We start from the raw sequence: 17,973 nt of genomic DNA, 5'->3' as shown, positions 1-17,973 counted from the left end.
AGGTCGTCGGAGCGGAAAGTCCCGATGGATCTGCATCACTCCTGCGGGAAGATTCTGTCACCGTTGTCAGGATTCTCGCGCGCTTGTGCGTGGTCAAACGCGTCCGGTGTTCGTTTCTGGGAGGCAGATAGTTTGAACATCTGGAGTGTGAGCAATGAGATCATTTGCTGTTGTTTGTATCCTCGCCAGCATTGCGCTCTCGGGCGCTGCGTCTGCCCGCGGTGGCATGGGATCGCATATGTCGATGGAGAGCGGCGGTACGCTCGGTACGAGCGCCGCCGCGCCGGGAACGAACTCGCTGGGCACCGCGCTTCCGTCGTCGGACGGTGGCGGCCACGCGATGAAGGGGCCGTTGCTCGGCACAGACCCGACCATCGCCAAGGACGACGCCCGGCTCGAGAAGATGCTTGAAGGATCGATCTGCCGCGGCTGCTGAACAGCGCGTATTGCAAGACGGGGCTGGACGGCGGCGCCGCCCGGCAACCTGTGTCTTTCGAAAGGTTGATGGTAAGCTGGACTGAAAATGATGAAACCGCTTGGGCTGTCCCGATGATGGCTGAGCCAGGCCAGCGTCCCGTCTACATTTGCGCGGAATGGGAGATCGATCTGGGCAGACGCGAATTGCGCTTGACCGGAGAGCTGGTTCCTTTGGGAGGACGTGCCTTTGAAATTCTTGCGGAATTGGTTCAGGCGCAGGGCCAGCTCGTCACCAAGAACGATCTGACGGAGCGAGTCTGGCGGGGCGTCTTTGTCGAGGAGAGTGCACTTCGCGTCCATATCGCGGCGATCCGAAAGGCGCTTGGTCCTGACCGCGATATGCTGTCAACCACCGTTGGCCGCGGTTATCGTTTGCTGGGTGCATGGCGGATCCAGCATATGGAGACCCCGCTACAATCTGTCGCAACCGGCTTGCCGCCGTCGATCAACATTCCCGCCGCATCATTCGATCTCATCGGCCGGACCGCTGCGATCGCACATTTGTGGCGGCTTCTGTCGACCTATCGCATCGTGAGCCTGGTTGGGCCTGGCGGCATCGGAAAGACGTCGCTGGCGCTGGAGGCCGCCAGAACGCCGCCGCCGGGTTTCGAGGCTGACCGACTGCTGGTCGAGCTGGCCTCGCTGTCCGATCCCAGGCTCGTCTGCTCGGTCATCGCCGGCGTGCTCGGCACCAAGCTCGAGGGCGAGGAGATTTCGCCTGATGCCATCGCGCGTGCGATCGGCGCTCGGCCATTGCTGCTCGTTCTCGACAATTGCGAGCATGTCATCGATGCCGTGGCCCGGGTGGCCGAGTTGATTGTCAGCCGTTGTTCAGGGACGACCATTGTTGCGACAAGCCGGGAGGCGCTACGCATCGAGGAGGAGTATGTCTACCGCGTGCCTCCTCTGGGCGTGCCGCCTGAAGCCTGCCTCGAACCCGCCGGCGCTTTTGCGTACAGCGCAGTGGAATTGTTCACGAGCAGAGCGAAGGCGCTGGGGTCAAGCTTTGTGCCCGACGAGGAGAACATTGGGGCTATCGCGTCCATCTGCCGGCGGCTCGACGGCATTCCGCTTGCGATCGAGTTTGCGGCGGCGCGCGCAGTCATGCTCAGCCCACCGAGGATCGCGGCACTCCTCGATGACAGGTTCAAATTTCTGACGACCGGCCGGCGCACGGCGTTGCCAAGGCAGCAAACGCTGCGTGCGACGCTTGACTGGAGCTATGATCTCTTGCCGGACGACGAGGCGTGGCTGCTCCGGCAACTCGGCATATTCGCCGGTGAATTCCAGCTCGATGCGGTGATCGCGGTCGCCGGCGAGGACATCGGCGACGTGACCGGCCAGCTTGCCAGGCTGGTGGAAAAGTCGCTGGTTCTCGCTGATATTCGCGGCGACAGCCCTCACTATCGCCTGCTGGATACCACGCGCGCCTATGCACTGGAGAAGCTGCGTGCCGGCGGAGAATATCCCGGCGCAGCCCGCCGCCAGGCGACGTACTATTCCGGATTCTTTGCCAGCGCCGAAGCCGACAGCGAAGTGAGGCCGCAGGCGGTGCGGCTCACCCTCTATGGCCGGCACATCGACAACGTGCGAGCGAGTCTTGATTGGGCCTTCTCCCCCGGCGGAGACTCGCAAGTCGGGGCGGCCCTGACGGCGGCCGCGGTTCCGCTCTGGGTGCAATTGTCGCTCCTCGCCGAATGCCGCGAGCGGACCGAACTCGCTTTGGCGCGCCTCGATCCAACGGCTGCGAACGCGCCGCGGCTTCGGATGCAGCTGTCGGCCGCGCGCGGCTGGTCGCTGATGTACGGTGTTGGACGGGCCCGGGAGGCCGGTCCCGCCTGGGCGGAGACCCTTCAGCTTGCCGAGCAGCTCGAGGACCGGGACTACCTGTTGCGTGCGCTGTGGGGACTTTGCATCGATCAGTTCAACAACGGCGAATTCCGCAGGGCGCTCGAATTTGCGCATCGCTTCGCCGAGGTCGTGGCCGATTCCGGCAATCCCGCCGACCGGATGATGGCCGACCGGCTTCTCGCAACCACGCTGCATTATCGCGGCGACCAGCGGCTGGCCTATCATCATATCGGGCGAGCCCTGTCTCGCCTCCCGGATCTGGCGGCAAAGCCGCAGGCAATCCATTTCCGGTTCGACCTGCGGGTCTCGGCGCGCTACTTCCAGGCGCGAATCCTGTGGCTGCTTGGCCTCGCGGATCAGGCCTTGAGCGTCGTCGACCATAACGTCGAGGAAGGCCGGACCAGTGGTCACGCCCTCACGTTTTGCAGTGTCCTCGGCCAGGGTGCCTGTCCGATTGCGTTCCTGGCCGGCGATCTCGACGCGGCCGAGCGCTATTGTACGATGCTGCTCGAGCACACCGAGCGACACCCGATCCGCTTGTGGAATCTGTGGGCGCGCGCCTTCAGGGGCCTCTTGATCTCGCGCCAGGGCGACCTCGCGACGGGATTGCCCCTGCTGCGCAAGACGCTCGAGCTCGCGGGCGAGGCGCGCCACCTGCCGCGCTTTCTTCTTCTCATCGGCGAACTTGCCGCATGTCTCGGAGAGGCCGGTGAAGTCTCGCACGGGCTGGCGATCGCCGACGAGGCGCTGGCGCGATGCGAGGCGAGGGACGAGGGGTGGTATGTCGCCGAGCTCTGGCGCATCAAGGGCGAATTGCTTCTGCTTCCCGGCACGCATCGCTCGACGACCGCAGCTGGGCAAGCCTTCGACAGGGCGTTCGAAGTGGCGCGGAACCAGGGTGCATTGTTCTGGGAGCTGAGGACGGCGCTCAGTGTTGCAAGATTGAGGATGAGCGAGGGACATCGGGGCGATGCGCGCGATGTTCTCGTATCCGTACACGGCAAGTTCAGCGAAGGTTTCGAGACTGCGGACCTTCGCGACGCGCGCGCAATGCTGGCGAAGCTGGGATCGTAGGCGATGCCCCGGGGAGCGACATCCGATTCAATCCATCGGACGCCGGTGCGGCCTCGGTGAGCGCCGCAATGCCCCGTGCTCTGGAACGTTCCGCAATTCGCATGTGACGCCGCCTGTGCCGCGCGCCGACGTCTCATCGCATGCCCAGCATGGACCTCCAGCCAGCACGGGTCGTTCGTGACTGCACGCCTCTATCGCGATTGCACGGCGGTCATTTGGCCGCAAACGAGCACGAGCGTGGCGGGCTCAGCTCGGCAAGCAGGCCCCTTGCCGTCACGAGGCTGCGTGTCTGGAATCCCTCGGTAAACCGCTGATAGACGGACGCAAGCATATCGTGCGCCTCCTGGCGGTGTCCGCCCCGCTGCCATAGTCTCGCAAGCCCGATCGCCGCGCGAAGCTCATAGCCCAGTGCTCCCTGATTGCGGGCGACGTCGAGCGCCTGCACGAGGCTCAGCTTCGCTTGCGCAAGATCCGGATTGCTCTTGTGCATCAGCGCTTCCGCCCTCGCCCGCAACATGTCGGGCATGTCCATCATGAAGTTGCATTGTCGGGCCTCGGCAATTGCCCGATCAATGGTGTCCAGGGCTTCGTCGCCGTGACCTGTCGCCGCCAGGGCTTCGGCGAGAGGCATGCGAAGCCCTGCCACCGCACCGAAACTCAGGCTCTGCAGCTTCTCGATCGAGCCCCTCAGCATGGCGAGACCGATGCCGGTCTCGCTTCGCGCCAGCAGCGTAATCCCCTTCATGGCCTCGCCGACCATCTGGAGGATGGCGAGGTTGTGCCTTCGAGCCTCCACGATGAATCTGTCGATATGGTCTTCGCAATCCTCCGTGTCGCCATTCCAGAAGAAGATGCCGAATGCCCATGGCAGCGCTCGGCAAAACATCACCGGATGGTTCGCTGCGATAACGTCCGAGATGGCCCGGCGCACCATTTGTGCCGCTTGATCGGGATAGCCCTGCACCCAGAGCACGCGGGCGAGGCTGATCTGGGCGCGCCTGGGATATTCGAGGGTGAGGCGGCCATGGGCCTCGACCTCCAGTCCCGGCTGCAGCAGCGCCGCTTCGATGTATGAGCGGGAGGCGGCAAACTTGCCGAGATACTGGCAGGAGATGCCGAGCAACAGGCGCATGCGTGCCACCGCAAGGGAATCGTTGCTGGCGAGGGCAACGGCTTCGCCGTGTTGGGCGGTGCTCAATGCAATATCGTACTTGCCGGCGAACAATTGCAGCAGATGCAACTGGTCGATCAGACGGATCTGCCCAGCTATGTCTCCGATCTTTTCCGTCAGTTCGAGCGCCCGGTTAAGATGATTTGACGCCAGCTCATCCAGCTGGCCCGTGAGCATGCGGGCGGCCCCCAGCGCAGTGTGAAGGACGATACCGTGCCTGATGCTTCCGGTCGTTTCATCGAATGCTTCGATGGCGCGGGTGACCCAGAGTTCGCACTCTGCCAGCAACGACAACTTGAAGAACAGCGGTATCGATGCTGCCGCCAGCGCCACGGCGACTTTGCGGTCGCCCTGATCCGAGAAGGACCACATGAGTGCGGCGCGTATATTGCCGAATTCCTCGGTCGCCGCCGAAAGGTCCCGGTCCGATTTGTCACTGACTTTCTCGAGGAGGCCGAGAAAGTAGCGAGCGTGACGTCGCGAGATCGCACCCGCGTCTCCGCTGGCGGCAAGTTTCTCTTGCGCGTATGCCCGGGTCGAGTCGGCAAGGCGGTAGCGGGTCGGTTGCGGACCGGTGTTCAGTGCAAGCATCGACTTGGCAACGAGGCCGTCGATGATCGTCAGGATCGTGTCGTCGTCCTCCATGGTCACGGCAATCGAGCGCGCGGCGTCCAGGGTCATGCTGCCGACGAACACCGACAGCCGCCCGAGGATCACGCGTTCCGGTTCTGATAGGAGATTATAGCTCCATTCGATGGTTGCGCGCAGCGTCCGGTGTCGGGGCAGTGCGGTGCGTCGTCCCTCCCATAGCAGATTGAGGTGCTGGTCGAGGAGTTGAACCATCGCTCTCGCGCCGTATACGCCCACATGGCCGGCGGTGAGCTCGATGGCAAGCGGGATGCCATCGAGCCGGCGGCAGAGATTGCCGACATCAGAGGCGTTCGCATCCGACAGCGCAAACTCGCCGCCTCCCGCAGCAGCACGCTCCACGAAGAGTTTCACGGAAGCGTAGGCGAGAGCGTTCTCGGCCGTCAGAACGGCCTTCTCCGGCGGGCTCGGCAGCGGGGGGAGGCGATATGTGAACTCGCCTTCGACGCGCAGCAACTCCCGGCTCGTGGCCAGGATGTGAAGCTCCGGCGCTGCCTGGTAGAGCCGTTCGGCCAGCGCCGCAGCCGCTTCGATGACATGCTCGCAGCAGTCCAGAATGAGCAGCATGCGCCTGTCGTGCAGCAATGTCGCGAGGCTGCTGGTGGGGTCATTCGATCGAACCGGCAGTCCGAGTGAAGATGCGACGATGGCCGGCACCGGAGCGGCGTTGCCCGTCTCGCCGAGACCCACGAAGTGAACATGCCCGCCGAATTCCGCGAGCAGCGCGTGACCCGTGGAAACGGCGACCGTGGTCTTGCCGATGCCACCCGGGCCGACGACCGTGACGAAGCGTTGGGTTCTCAGTCGCTCCGAGATGTCCTGGATGGCTTGCTCACGCCCCACCATCTGCCGGGGATGCGCCGGCAGGTTGTGGACGTAAGCCGGATTGGTTGGTGCAGGCTGCCTCTGGTCCGGGCGCGAGACCGCAGCGACGAAGCAGTAGCCCTGCCCGGAGACCGTGCTCAGATATCTGACGCCGTCGTTGCCGTCTCCGAGTGCCTTGCGGAGCGCGGCGATATGGACACGTAGGCTGTTCTCCTCGACAGCGGCGCCCGGCCATATCGTGGCCATCAGTTCTGCCTTGCTGACGACGTTGCCGGCCTGCCGGGCCAGCGCGAGCAGGATGTCGAATGCGCGACCCGACAGGTGCAGCGGGTTCCCGTCCCTTTCAATCCGCCGCTGCGAGGGGACGAGGCGAAACGGCCCGAAGACGAGGATCTCCTGGGCGGCTTCGTCTTGGGTGGGGCCAGCAGCAGCCGTCATGTTGTTGCTTTGCCAGCGTGGGGCCATTTTGGGAACATCAACCCGGCGCACGAATCGTCACGTTCTATGACTTGGAAGCACACCAAGACGTGCGAACGTAGTGGCCCGTTAAGGGTACCATCCGGCCGTAACAGGGTAAAGGATTGGGGCCTATCACTTTGGCTTGGGGCGCCGGGGCGGCTCCCGGCCTCCTCTATCTGATGATAGCGGGCTTGAGAATGTCTTCCAGTCCGATCCCGCGGAGCAGTTCCGCACGGACGCTGTCCGCGACGGCGTCGACGGCTGCGGCTCCGTCGTGGTCCGGACCGAAATGAACTCTTAACGGACGCTGTCCGAACGGCATGTCGACGACATCGGCGATGGCGTTTGCGACGTCTTGCGGAGTTCGATCCTTCGCCGGGAGCTGCGCAAGCGCCGATAACGCGACCTCGCTCAAATCGGCCGTCGGACCATCCGCGTATTCCTCGGCCCGAACGGTGTCCAACGGCCGGCCGGAGCGAACGTAGTGGCCGGGTCCGAGCGCGCTGGGGACGACGATGGTGGTCTCGACGCCCCAACGCGCGAGCTCGCCGGCATAACCGAGCGCCAGCGCGTCAAGGGCGGCCTTTGAGGAAGCATAAGCGCCCAGGAAAGGAACCGAGCCGCCACGCGCGCTGCTCGACGAAACCCATATCAGCAGGCCCTGGCCCTGCTTGCGCAACTGTGGCAATGCGGCCCGATTGAGCCGTTGCGCACTCAGCACGTTGGTGTCGTAGAGCTCGGCAAGCTGGTCCGGTGTAAAGGCTTCCGCCGGCCCGTAGAGGACCTGCCGGGCATTGTGCACGATCACGTCGAGGCGGTTGTTCTCGGCGACGATGGTATCGATGGCCGAGTTCACGGAGGCTTCCGAGGAGAGGTCGAACGCGATGGTTCGCAGCTCCGCGCCGAGCTTGCCGGGCTCGGCTCCGGCCTCCTCGACGCCGTGCTCATCGTAGGCCTCCATTTCCCGCATTGAAACGTAGACCGTGTGGCCGGCCCGCGCCAATTCCTTGCAGGTGCTTCGTCCGATGCTGTTTGCAGCTCCTGTGACGATGATCACTTTGCTCATTCGATTCCCAATCGCATTCCAGCTTCCGCAAAGACGCCAGCGCCGTCGCGACAACGTTCACCGATCGTCGATCGATCGCCGGCCCTGCCGCGAAGAGCCTCCGAAATACGGCGGGGCGCAAGACGGGTCTTTCAAGCCCGGCGGATGATTTTCAGAATGCACGAAATATTTCGAGAAAGCCCGAAGGCGGGCAGGACGAGCCGCCCGCTGGCCGGACAAGCCCGAACGTGCCTTCGCGAAATTGGCGTTGGGTTTCAGAAGATCGCGGCCGTGGCCGCCGGTTACAAGGAACTTGAGCCGCTCGCCAGAACGGACCGTGTGGGCGGTCTGCGAGCAGCTCACCCATTGCAAGGAGAAGCGATGAATCCGTCAGGCAACCTGTCGCGTTCGGGACTCGGATCGCTCGTGTTGATCGCGGCCGTCCTCGGGGGCGGCGCTGCCGCGTTCGCCTACACCGCAGGCTGGCTCTCGCCTGGGCGCCTGACGCCGGAGCGGATGATCGCGGCGCTGACGCCTCCGAGCGGCGCGCCGCTCGGGCACCGGCGAAATCATGCGAAGGGGATCTGCTTCACCGGCATCTTCGAGGCGAACGGAAACGGCGTCGAGCTCTCGCGGGCCAAGGTCTTTGAACGGGGCAGCTATCCGGCTCTGGGACGCTTCAATCTCGGCACCACCGATCCGAACGCCGTGGATGCAACTGTCCGTGTGCGCGGTTTGGGATTGCAGATCGCAGCGGCGGACGGCGAAGAGTGGCGGATGGCGATGATCAACCCGCCGTTCTTTGCAGTGTCCACGCCGCAGGCGTTTCACGATCTGCTGATTGCATCCGGCAAGAAGGATGCGGAGGCGATGAAGGCTTTCATCCAGGCAAATCCGGAATTTGCCGCCTTCGCGGCCTGGGCCAAGACGGCGCCCTGGACCGCCAGCTATGCGGAGGAGCCTTACCACGGGCTGAACAGCTTCATCTTCACGGACGCGAAGGGCGGCGAGCATGCAGTTCGATGGTCGCTGCTCCCGACGGCGCAGATGGTTCCGGTTTCGCAAGCCGAGCTGGAAAAGCGCGGTCCGGATTTTCTCGAACAGGAGTTAACGGAGCGGGTCCGGACCGCCGGCCCGCAACGCTGGACCATGGTTACGACGGTCGCCGATCCCGGCGATCCGACCGCGGACCCCAGCAAGGCGTGGCCGGAGGGCCGGCGCACGGTGCAGGTCGGAACGCTCATCGTGCAGCGGATCGAGCCGGAGCAGGATGGGCCTTGCCGCGACATCAACTTCGACCCGACCGTGCTGCCGCGGGGAATCCGGGTGTCTGACGATCCTTTCCCGGCCGCGCGCTCGTCGGTCTACCGCAAATCCTACGATTTGCGTGCGGCCGAAGCCAGCGACTACCCGCGAACCGGGACCACCAAGCCATGAGCAATGCTCCTCATCGTTTCGCCTTGATCCAGCGGCTCCTGCACTGGCTGATGGCAGCCTGTATCATTGCCATGTTCTTCATCGGCGTCGGCATGGTGTCCACCGTGGCACCGACATATCTGCCATTGATCCTGATTCACAAGACGCTCGGCTTCACGCTTCTGGTTCTCGTCGTGATCAGGCTGGCGCTGCGGCGCCATTACGGCGCGCCTCCGTTGCCGGCTGATCTTCCGCCGGCGATGAAGCTGGGAGCGCGATTGTCGCATCTGCTGCTCTATGGCGCCATGATCGTCATGCCGCTACTGGGTCTCGGCATGCTTTGGGCCGCGGCGTACCCGGTTGTCCTATATGGCGGGATTCAAATTCCGGCGTTGTTGCCGCAGAGCGACCGCGTGCACACGCTGCTGTGGAATGCCCATGTCTATCTGGGCTTCGCGTTCTTCGCCCTTGTGCTGCTGCATCTGGCGGCAGCGCTGTTCCACGCATTGATCCGCCGCGACGGCGTCTTCTGGACGATCGCACTCTTTCCACTACGGAACAGGACGACGCCGGCAGAATGAGCGCTTCGCGCGCCGGCGAAACGCGGCTGAAATTTCTTAACTTCGAACAAGGATGACGACAATGACCAAGGCTAACCTCCAAGGCCCGACGGATCTCGGGGCCAATGCGAACCGTGACGTTCCAGCCGCGCTGAGAGCGCTGCTGGCTGACGTCTTCGCGCTGTACCTGAAGACCAAGAATTTCCACTGGCACGTATCGGGCCGGCACTTCCGCGACTACCATCTCCTGCTCGATGAGCAGGCCGAGCAGATCTTTGCGATGACCGACGACATCGCCGAGCGGGCGCGCAAGATCGGCGGAACGACGCTGCGATCGATCGGCCAGATCGCGCGTGAGCAGCGCATTCTCGACAACGACGCCGACTATGTCGATCCGCAGGACATGCTCGCCGAGCTGCGCAGCGACAATCAGCAGCTGACGCGGGAAATGCGCCGCGTCCACGAACTCTGTGACGAATACGGCGACGTCGCGACTGCAAGCCTGCTGGAAAACTGGATCGACGAGACGGAGCGGCGGATCTGGTTCCTGTACGAGACCGGCCGAGGTGGGCCGAACTCGTAAGCATTTGGCATGGAATGCGGCCGGAAAGCGAAGCCGGCTGCTCGCCGCGAATATGCGGAAGCGAGGGAGACCTTCGCTTCCGCATACTGCTGGCTCATCGTCTTCGACTTGATCGACCAAGCTGCGCGTTGCGTCCACATCGTGCGGATCAAACAATATCGCGGCATCCTCGAAAGATGACTGGAAGCCGGTCTCTGTACGCTTGACCGCATCCATGACCGGCAGGCCGGTCATACGTACAAGGATCAAGCCATGACGGATATGTCGAACTCGAAGGCGTCGCTCGGAAGGGCCATTCACGCAATCTCCGGAAAATGGGGCTGGTTCGTTGCGCTGGGCGGCGGCGAACTGGTCCTTGGCGGCATTGCGTCGGCCAATCTGATGGCGGCGAGCCTTGCCTCGGTGGTCGTCATGGGCGCCACCATCGCAGTCGCCGGGATCTTCCAGATCGTGCATGCCTTTTCGGTGCACGGCCTGCGCGGCTTCCTGTTCTGGCTGCTCGCCGGGATCGTCTATGCCGGTGCCGGAGCGGTCATCCTCCACGATCCGCTGCTGGCTTCGTTCACGCTGTCACTCGCAATGTGCGCCTTCCTGGTCGCTGCCGGGGTGACGCGGATCTGGGCAGGCTTCCACATGCGGCCGGCCGCGGGGTGGCGCTGGATCGTGGCCGCCGGCGTCGTGACGTTCTGCGTCGGCGTGATGCTGGTTGCGGCGTGGCCTGCCATTGGCCTGTGGCTGCTCGGTGCGATGCTGGTCGTCGATCTGGTCTTCCAGGGTTGGGGGTTCATTGCATTCGGGCTCGCGCTCAGAAGCCGGGCCTCGCGGCATTCGGCCGAGCCGGCGACGGTGTGAGCCATGATGACAGGTTCGACATTCACGCGGCACTGCGAGATCGCCTGGCGCGGCGGCCGCACCAGGTCGACGTCGCGATTGGTTGCCGAGGAGAGCGCCATCGCGCTCACCTACAACGGATCGACCCATGCGGTCATGATGGGGACGCCGGCCGATCTGGAGGATTTCGGTGTGGGCTTCAGCCTCACCGAAGGAATCATCGGCCGCGCAAGCGAGATCAGGAGCATCGAGCTGATCTCGAACGAGCTCGGCATGGAAGTGCGGATGTGGCTCGATGGCGACCGGGCGGCGACCCTGGCTGCGCGCCGCCGCGCCATCAGCGGTCCGGTCGGGTGCGGGTTATGCGGCATTGAAAGCCTCGAACAGGCACGTCGCGCGCCGTCGCGGGTCGAAGGGCGTGGCATTGCCTTTCACGCACGGGACCTGCTGCACGCCATGCAGGCGCTGTCACCTCTCCAGACATTGAACCAACAGACAAGGTCCGTTCACGCGGCGGCCTTCTGGCATCCCCGCACCGGCATTGCCCTGGTCAGGGAGGACGTCGGCCGGCACAATGCGCTCGACAAGCTCGCCGGCGCAATGGTTCGCGACGGCAACTCGGCCCGCGACGGCGCCGTGCTGCTGACGAGCCGCGTTTCGGTGGAGATGGTGCAGAAGGCCGCGATCATCGGCGCGCCGGTCGTCGTCGCCGTTTCTGCGCCGACCGCGCTCGCCATCCAGACGGCGAATGAGGCGGGAATCACGCTTCTCGCCGTCGCCCGCGACGACGGATACGGCGTATTCACGCATCCGCGTCGCGTTCTGCTGCCTGACGAGGCTGCGTCGCGTGCCGGCTGCTGACCCCGCGGACTGGCGAACATGGCGATCCAAGCCTCGTCAACGGAGCCCTTGGCCGAGGCACGTATCGAGGTCTACGCTCCGGAACGATCGCTGCTGGTTGCTTCTCTCCTCAGCATGTCGGGAGGTTTCCTCGACGCCTTTACGTGGTTGTCGCTCGGCGTCTTCGCGAGTTCGCAGACCGGCAATGTCGTCTTCCTCGGACTCTATGCCCTGTCGGGAGAATGGCAGCGGGCGCTTCACCATCTGCTTCCGCTCGCGGCCTTCGTCCTGGGGGCGGCGGTGGCGATCCGCACCCGGGCGGCGCTGCGGTGTCTTGTCGGAGAGATCGTCTGCCTGACAGCGGCGATGCTGCTGCTTCATCGTGTTCCCGATCAGATCGTGATCCTCGGAATCTCCTTCGGCATCGCGTTGCAGTCGGCGAGCTTCAGGCAGGTCGGACGCTGGAAGTATCTCTCGGTCACCGTCACCGGAAACATGCTCCGCGCCATCGATCAGTTTGTTGCGACGTCCGATCGCGATGCGGCGTGCGGCGCCGGAGCCATGCTTACGCTCTGTCTGATGTTCCTGTTGGGGGCCGCCGCAGGTGGCTGCGTGACCAGGTGGCTCGGAACTTGGAGCCTCGCTCTGCCGATCGCATCGTCGGCATGCGTTCTCTGGATCTGCCGCAGGCGAAGCCATTCGCACTGACATCACGCTCGCCCATTGCAGGCCGAGGCGCCCGCATGCCACCCTCCTGAAGGCTGCACAGCGCGAAGTTGACGTGAGCTGCGACAATAAGAAAGGCGCCGGTTTCGGCGCCTTTCTCGTTCGGGCCCCTATAGGGCCTTGCGTCAGGACTTGGGCATGACGCCCGGGCCGTTCTCCGGCCATTGCGCGATCAGCTTCTCGTCAATGTTGAAATGCTGGGCCACCAGCTTGGGCGGTGTGTGCGTCAGCCAGTTGGAGAGCGACACTTCCTCGTAGCGCGGCGCACGGAACACGCCGACGAACTGCAATTCGGTGTCGCCGACATTCTCGACATAGTGGCCGAGATTGCGCCGGACATAGCCGATGTCGCCGGCCGAGAAGTCCGTCGTCAGCGCGTTGGGGCCGGTGTCGAACACCGTCATCCGCGCCTTACCCTTGATGTAGTACTGCCACTCGTCGGCGTTCGGATGCCAATGCATCTCCCGGACCGCTCCCGGCGGAATCGTCACCAGCGCCGCGGCGACCGTGGTTGCGACCTTGAAATTGGTGCTGTCGGCGACGCGGATGCTGCCGGCGGAGCTCTCCTTGACAGGAGGCGAACTGCCGAGCGAATGGATGAACGGATAGGGCGGTGCTTCCGCATGCTTGGCGATCGCGGCGCGATCGGCGGCGAGATCGCCGGGCACCGTGCCCTGGAAGATCCAGAGATTGTGCAGCGGAATCTTGGCGAAGGCATCGGCGGGCACGCCAAAGTTCTTCGCCAGCACCTCGGGCGGCGTATGGGCGAGCCAGTCCGTCACCAGCAGCGTGTTGAACTCATTGGCGTGACCGTCGTCGAAGCAGATCACGAATTCGCAACCGTCGGGGCCCAATCCTTGCAATGAATGCGGCGCGCCCGGCGGGAAATACCAGAGATCGCCGGCGTTGAGGTCGCCGACATAGGGGCGCCCTTGCGTGTCGAGCACGGTGATGCGGCAGGAGCCGTAGGTCATGATCGCCCATTCGGCGGCCTGGTGCCAATGCAGCTCGCGGATGCCGCCGGCGGACAGACGCATGTTGACGCCGGAGATTTCCTTCGAGATGGCGAAGTCCTCGACGGTGACCTGACGCGCCCAGCCGCCATTCTGGATGCGTCGCGGCGCATTGTTGAACGAGGCCCAATCCATCGGCAGCCCGCCGACGTCGGTCGCCGGCGGCGTTTGTGCGGAAGGGAATTGCTTGGCGAGCGCGGCATTTTGCGGGCCGGGATCGGTCAGGCTTCCGGGACTCTTGGCGTTGACGGCGCCTTGCGGCGGCTCGTCCGGGTTGCCGAAGGTTGCGGCCTGCGCACCGGAGCCGACCATGGCGGCGCCTGCCGCGGACATGGCCAGCAAATCACGTCTTGAAAACATCTTGGGTCGCTCCTGAAAAATATCGAAAGCCTTCCGTAGCGACGGGGCTCCAGCCGACAAACCTAGTTTCCGGTTGTCATTTCGGCTTCCGCGGACGGCGTTCCTTTTGCCGGAATGCATGGCTGCTGCGGCCGGCCGGCCCGGTCCGTACGTGTGCAATTGCGAAATTCGGCTTCGTTTTGAAAAGACGGCGCGGCCCGCGCGCTCCTTAACTGGCCCGGGGAATTGCCATACCGAGAGATATCGAGATGATCACGAAATCGGTTCGTCCCTATCGTGAACCCGCCGGCGGCTGGGGCGCGCTCAAGGCGCTCAGCGAGGCGCTCCTGGTGCAGCGGGCGCCGCTGAAGGGCGCGGCGACGCTGAGCCGGATGAATCAGCCGGAGGGGTTTGATTGCCCCGGCTGTGCCTGGCCCGATCCGAAGCACACTTCGTCATTCGAATTTTGCGAGAACGGCGGCAAGGCGATCGCCTGGGAGACGACATCGAAGCGCTGCACGCCCGAATTCCTTGCCGAGCATACCGTCACGGAGCTCGCGAGCTGGAACGATTACGATCTCGAAATGGTCGGGCGTCTCACCCATCCGGTGGCTTACGACGCCGCATCCGACCGCTATCTCCCGATAGAGTGGAGCGATGCGTTCGACATGATCGGACGCGAGCTCAAGGCCTTGCCGGATCCGAACATGGCGGAGTTCTACACGTCCGGGCGGACCTCGAACGAGGCCGCCTTTCTCTATCAGCTCTTCGTGCGGGAGTACGGCACCAACAATTTCCCTGACTGCTCGAACATGTGCCACGAGGCGACCAGCGTTGGCCTGCCGTACTCGCTCGGCGTCGGCAAGGGCACCGTGTTGCTGGAGGATTTCGACAAGGCCGATTGCATCTTCATCTTCGGCCAGAATCCCGGCACCAACAGCCCGCGGATGATGACCAGCCTGCGCAATGCGGCCCGCCGCGGCGCCTCCATCATCTCGTTCAACCCGTTCCGTGAGCGGGCGCTGGAGCGTTTCCAGGCGCCGCAGAGCCCGGTCGAGATGATCACGCTGTCGTCGACGACGATCAGCTCGAAGCTGTTCCAGGTGCGGGTCGGCGGCGACGTCGCCGTCCTCAAGGGGATCATGAAGATCCTGGTGGAGGCCGACGAGGCCGCCCGTGCCGCCGAGCAGCCGGAGATTCTGGACTGGGATTTCATTCGCGGTCATACCGTCGGCGTCGAGGCGCTGATCGACGATCTCGAGCGCACGCAATGGCCTGATATCGAACGTCAGTCCGGCCTGACGCGCGAGGACATGGAGTATGCGGCCGGTGCCTACATGAAGGCCGAGCGCGCCATTCTCGTCTACGGCATGGGCATCACCCAGCACTGGCGCGGCGCGAACAACGTGCAGCAGATCGCCAATCTCGCGCTGCTGCGCGGCAATGTCGGGCGAGAAGGCGCCGGCGTCTGCCCGGTTCGCGGTCATTCCAACGTGCAGGGCGATCGGACCGTGGGGATCACGGAGGTTCCCAAGGCGGACTTCCTCGAGCGCCTGGAGCAACGCTTCGGCTTCAAGCCTCCGGCCGCGCCGGGACACAACGTGGTGACCGCCCTGGAGGCCATGATCCGCGGCGAGGTGAAGGCCTTCTTCGCGATGGGCGGCAATTTTGCTGCGGCCATTCCGGACTGGCAGGCGACCCAGGCCGCGCTTGGCAAGCTCGATCTGACCGTCCACGTCTCGACCAAGCTCAACCGCAGCCACCTGATCCACGGCCGCGCCGCCCTGATCCTGCCGTGCCTCGGACGCACCGAGATCGATGTGCAGGCATCGGGGCCGCAGTCGATCACGGTGGAGGATTCGATGTCGATGGTGCATGCGTCCGGCGGCCGCAACAAGCCGGCATCCGAGCACCTGCTCAGCGAGGTCGCGATCGTCGCCGGCGTCGCCAAGGCGACGTTGGGCGAGCGCACGGTGGTCGACTGGGACGGCTTTGTCGCCGATTACGACCGGATCCGCGATGCGATCGAGGCTGTGTTCCCGATCTTCCAGGGCTACAATGCCCGCGTCCGCGTGCCCGGCGGTTTCCATCTTACCTCGACCGCGCGCGAACGCATCTGGGCGACGCCGTCGGGCAAGGCGAACTTCCTGGTCTATCCGGGTTGCGGCGAAGATCCGCCGCAGAGCGATCCCGATTTCCTCTGGCTCACCACCATACGCAGCCACGACCAGTACAACACCACGCTCTACTCGATGTCCGATCGCTATCGCGGCGTGTTCGGCCAACGCGACGTGATCTTTCTCAACGAATACGAACTGAGGAAGCGCGGGCTTGCCGACGGCGATCGCGTCGACCTGATAACCGCCTCGACCGATGGCGCCGAGCGGATCGTGCGCAACTTCCGCGTCGTGGCCTATTCCTTTCCGGCTGGCTGTTGTGCGGCATACTATCCGGAGACCAATCCGCTGGTCCCGCTCTATGCCCGCGACCCCCTCAGCTTCACGCCGTCATACAAGGGCGTCCCGATCCGCCTGGTGCGCTCGGCCGCTGCCGTGGAATAGCGGCAGCGCTGGAAAGGTCGCGGTCACGTATCGGCGTGGAGGTCGCAGCGCGGCAAATCCGCCGGGGCGGCGATCGGCAGCGTGAACCAGAAGCGAGCGCCGCCATTCGCCCCATGGCCTTCGGCGCCGATCCGGCCGCCATGCGCTTCGACGATCGACCGGCAGATCGGCAGTCCCATGCCCATTCCGCTGTCCTTGGTCGTGAAGAAGCTTTCAAACAGTCGGTCGACATGTTCGGTGGCGATGCCGGGACCGTTGTCCTCCACGGAGCAGCATAATGTGGTCGCGTCCTGCGTGACCGTGCTGATGACGATCCTGCGATCATCATATCCTGCTTGCGTCATCGCCTGCACCGCGTTGATGGCCAGATTGACGATCACCTGCTGGAGCTGGGTGCGGTCACCGAGCACCTGCGGCGCGCTCGGATCGGGCCGGTGCAGGATCGTCACCGCGCGGGATTCGAGTTCATGGCGGAGGAAGACAAGCGCTTCGCGAATGATTTCGTCGAATGACAGGGATGCCTGCTCCGGAGGTCTCCGGGAAGCCATCCCGCGAATGCGCGCCACGATGTTCGCCGCCCGCTGCGCGTCTACGACGATGTTCTCGATGGTCTTGCGGATCTCGACGATATCGGGAGTGGGCCTATTCAGCCATCGCAGCCCGGCGGCGCCATTGGTGGCGATGGCTGCGAGGGGCTGATTGACTTCGTGGGCGATCGATGCGGTGAGCTCGCCGAGCATCGAGACCCGCGCGGCATGCGCGAACTCGGCCTGTACCTGCTGGAGCTTCTGCTGGGCGCGAAGACGCTGTGAGATGTCGATCGTGCCGACCAGGCTTATTTCGAGATCATTGATAGGGCCGACGCGCGCGGTCGTGAAGAGAACGTCGACGATTCGACCGTCCCACGTGACCATCTTGGTCTCTTCCTCGAAGTTCGTCTCGCCGCGATAGCGGGACTCCATCGCGCGGCGGAACGTATCGGGCCGTTCCCTCCAGGTATCCGCCATGGAACGTCCGACGAAGCCGTCGACGCCTCCCCCGAACATCTGGACGGCCCGCTCGTTGGCCTCCTGAAACGTGAGCGCATCCATGCAGGTGCGGAGGAATTCGGGATGGTTGTCGAAATAGGCGCCGAGGTCCTTCACGCCTTCGGCGCGCAATTTGCGGAACAGCACGACCAGCCCGCTGGCGTCGAGCTGCCGGAGTGCGATCGGCATGCGGCTGAACAGCTGGCGGTAGCGCTGCTCGCTCCGCTCCAGCTCGGCATTGGTCTTCCTCTGCGCGGCGATGGTCAGGCTGATCACCACGAGCGAAGCGGCAATGGAGTCGGCGAATGCGATCGCGGTGCAACCGTAGCCGAGCAGGGAAGAAGCAAACGAGAACAAGCTGAGCGCAACACTGCCCCAGGCCCACAGCGGAGCGCCGTCCCGAACGGGCCGACCGGCGAGCACACGGCGCCACCACCGCTGGGGCTTTATGGGAGTGGAGCCATCCAGGCGTTCGAGCATGCGAGAGGTCTAGCTCGCCGACGAGGAGTCGTCTTCTGTGTTTGGG

13 protein-coding genes are annotated in these 17,973 nt (G+C 64.3%); 9 read left to right on the top strand and 4 right to left on the bottom strand.

From position 1 onward, the window contains the following. The first annotated feature begins 154 nt into the window (after positions 1 to 154). Together D6B98_RS06650 and D6B98_RS06645 are read left to right on the top strand one after the other, a co-directional pair. Positions 155 to 436, top strand: coding sequence for a hypothetical protein (locus D6B98_RS06650; RefSeq protein WP_126256138.1), 282 nt, complete (start codon positions 155 to 157; stop codon positions 434 to 436). A gap of 113 nt (positions 437 to 549) precedes the next feature. Then, complete coding sequence (locus D6B98_RS06645; protein WP_245481272.1) at positions 550 to 3,402, top strand: ATP-binding protein; 2,853 nt, start codon at positions 550 to 552, stop codon at positions 3,400 to 3,402. A 211-nt stretch (positions 3,403 to 3,613) separates the two neighbouring features. On the opposite strand, the gene D6B98_RS06640 is transcribed toward D6B98_RS06645, so the two are convergent. Both D6B98_RS06640 and D6B98_RS06635 read right to left on the bottom strand, forming a co-directional pair. Beyond that, positions 3,614 to 6,511 (bottom strand): ATP-binding protein, encoded by a 2,898-nt coding sequence (locus D6B98_RS06640; RefSeq protein ID WP_126256136.1) that lies wholly within the window; start codon positions 6,509 to 6,511, stop codon positions 3,614 to 3,616. Between the two features lie 166 nt (positions 6,512 to 6,677). Then, positions 6,678 to 7,571, bottom strand: a complete 894-nt coding sequence (locus D6B98_RS06635) for an SDR family NAD(P)-dependent oxidoreductase (protein ID WP_126256135.1) — start codon at positions 7,569 to 7,571, stop codon at positions 6,678 to 6,680. 360 nt (positions 7,572 to 7,931) lie between these two features. Between D6B98_RS06635 and D6B98_RS06630 the strand changes: the two genes are divergently transcribed. The 6 genes from D6B98_RS06630 to D6B98_RS06605 all read left to right on the top strand — a co-directional run bounded on the left by D6B98_RS06630 (position 7,932) and on the right by D6B98_RS06605 (position 12,488). Beyond that, on the top strand, positions 7,932 to 8,987 hold the full coding sequence (locus D6B98_RS06630; protein ID WP_126256742.1) for a catalase family peroxidase: 1,056 nt from the start codon (positions 7,932 to 7,934) through the stop codon (positions 8,985 to 8,987). Next, on the top strand, positions 8,984 to 9,547 hold the full coding sequence (locus D6B98_RS06625) for a cytochrome b (RefSeq protein WP_126256134.1): 564 nt from the start codon (positions 8,984 to 8,986) through the stop codon (positions 9,545 to 9,547). Before D6B98_RS06630 ends, D6B98_RS06625 begins: the two co-directional genes overlap by 4 nt. Positions 9,548 to 9,608: 61 nt before the next feature. Continuing rightward, on the top strand, positions 9,609 to 10,109 hold the full coding sequence (locus D6B98_RS06620; protein WP_164718442.1) for a Dps family protein: 501 nt from the start codon (positions 9,609 to 9,611) through the stop codon (positions 10,107 to 10,109). A gap of 252 nt (positions 10,110 to 10,361) precedes the next feature. Continuing rightward, on the top strand, positions 10,362 to 10,961 hold the full coding sequence (locus tag D6B98_RS06615) for an HdeD family acid-resistance protein (protein ID WP_126256132.1): 600 nt from the start codon (positions 10,362 to 10,364) through the stop codon (positions 10,959 to 10,961). A 3-nt stretch (positions 10,962 to 10,964) separates the two neighbouring features. Next, positions 10,965 to 11,801: a formate dehydrogenase accessory sulfurtransferase FdhD gene (gene fdhD / locus D6B98_RS06610; RefSeq protein ID WP_126256131.1), complete on the top strand. Its 837-nt coding sequence runs from the start codon at positions 10,965 to 10,967 to the stop codon at positions 11,799 to 11,801. Positions 11,802 to 11,819: 18 nt separating this feature from the next. Beyond that, positions 11,820 to 12,488 carry a YoaK family protein gene (locus D6B98_RS06605; protein WP_126256130.1) on the top strand — a complete coding sequence of 223 codons (669 nt, stop codon included), beginning with the start codon at positions 11,820 to 11,822 and terminating at the stop codon, positions 12,486 to 12,488. A gap of 143 nt (positions 12,489 to 12,631) precedes the next feature. Here D6B98_RS06605 and D6B98_RS06600 read toward each other — a convergent pair whose 3' ends face one another. After that, positions 12,632 to 13,879 carry an oxalate decarboxylase family bicupin gene (locus D6B98_RS06600; protein ID WP_126256129.1) on the bottom strand — a complete coding sequence of 416 codons (1,248 nt, stop codon included), beginning with the start codon at positions 13,877 to 13,879 and terminating at the stop codon, positions 12,632 to 12,634. 248 nt (positions 13,880 to 14,127) lie between these two features. On the opposite strand from D6B98_RS06600, the gene D6B98_RS06595 reads away from it, so the two are divergent. Further along, on the top strand, positions 14,128 to 16,419 hold the full coding sequence (locus D6B98_RS06595; RefSeq protein ID WP_126256128.1) for an FdhF/YdeP family oxidoreductase: 2,292 nt from the start codon (positions 14,128 to 14,130) through the stop codon (positions 16,417 to 16,419). Between the two features lie 23 nt (positions 16,420 to 16,442). On the opposite strand, the gene D6B98_RS06590 is transcribed toward D6B98_RS06595, so the two are convergent. Beyond that, complete coding sequence (locus D6B98_RS06590) at positions 16,443 to 17,927, bottom strand: sensor histidine kinase (RefSeq protein ID WP_126256127.1); 1,485 nt, start codon at positions 17,925 to 17,927, stop codon at positions 16,443 to 16,445. Positions 17,928 to 17,973 lie beyond the last annotated feature (46 nt).

The sequence above is a fragment of the Bradyrhizobium sp. LVM 105 genome (assembly GCF_003957705.1).
In the GTDB taxonomy this organism is placed as follows: Bacteria; Pseudomonadota; Alphaproteobacteria; order Rhizobiales; family Xanthobacteraceae; genus Bradyrhizobium; species Bradyrhizobium frederickii.
Note: the sequence above shows the minus strand (reverse complement) of the source record. Positions and strands in the feature narration are given on the sequence as shown.

What these genes read in the sequence shown, in the direction of transcription:
- D6B98_RS06595 (WP_126256128.1), top strand. Translation starts at nt 14,128, where the DNA reads ATGATCACGAAATCGGTTCGTCCCTATCGTGAACCCGCCGGCGGCTGG.
- D6B98_RS06605 (WP_126256130.1), top strand. Translation starts at nt 11,820, where the DNA reads ATGGCGATCCAAGCCTCGTCAACGGAGCCCTTGGCCGAGGCACGTATC.
- D6B98_RS06620 (WP_164718442.1), top strand. Translation starts at nt 9,609, where the DNA reads ATGACCAAGGCTAACCTCCAAGGCCCGACGGATCTCGGGGCCAATGCG.
- D6B98_RS06630 (WP_126256742.1), top strand. Translation starts at nt 7,932, where the DNA reads ATGAATCCGTCAGGCAACCTGTCGCGTTCGGGACTCGGATCGCTCGTG.
- D6B98_RS06625 (WP_126256134.1), top strand. Translation starts at nt 8,984, where the DNA reads ATGAGCAATGCTCCTCATCGTTTCGCCTTGATCCAGCGGCTCCTGCAC.
- D6B98_RS06645 (WP_245481272.1), top strand. Translation starts at nt 550, where the DNA reads ATGATGGCTGAGCCAGGCCAGCGTCCCGTCTACATTTGCGCGGAATGG.
- D6B98_RS06600 (WP_126256129.1), bottom strand. Translation starts at nt 13,879, where the DNA reads ATGTTTTCAAGACGTGATTTGCTGGCCATGTCCGCGGCAGGCGCCGCC.
- D6B98_RS06590 (WP_126256127.1), bottom strand. Translation starts at nt 17,927, where the DNA reads ATGCTCGAACGCCTGGATGGCTCCACTCCCATAAAGCCCCAGCGGTGG.
- D6B98_RS06650 (WP_126256138.1), top strand. Translation starts at nt 155, where the DNA reads ATGAGATCATTTGCTGTTGTTTGTATCCTCGCCAGCATTGCGCTCTCG.
- D6B98_RS06635 (WP_126256135.1), bottom strand. Translation starts at nt 7,571, where the DNA reads ATGAGCAAAGTGATCATCGTCACAGGAGCTGCAAACAGCATCGGACGA.
- D6B98_RS06615 (WP_126256132.1), top strand. Translation starts at nt 10,362, where the DNA reads ATGACGGATATGTCGAACTCGAAGGCGTCGCTCGGAAGGGCCATTCAC.
- D6B98_RS06640 (WP_126256136.1), bottom strand. Translation starts at nt 6,511, where the DNA reads ATGGCCCCACGCTGGCAAAGCAACAACATGACGGCTGCTGCTGGCCCC.
- fdhD (WP_126256131.1), top strand. Translation starts at nt 10,965, where the DNA reads ATGATGACAGGTTCGACATTCACGCGGCACTGCGAGATCGCCTGGCGC.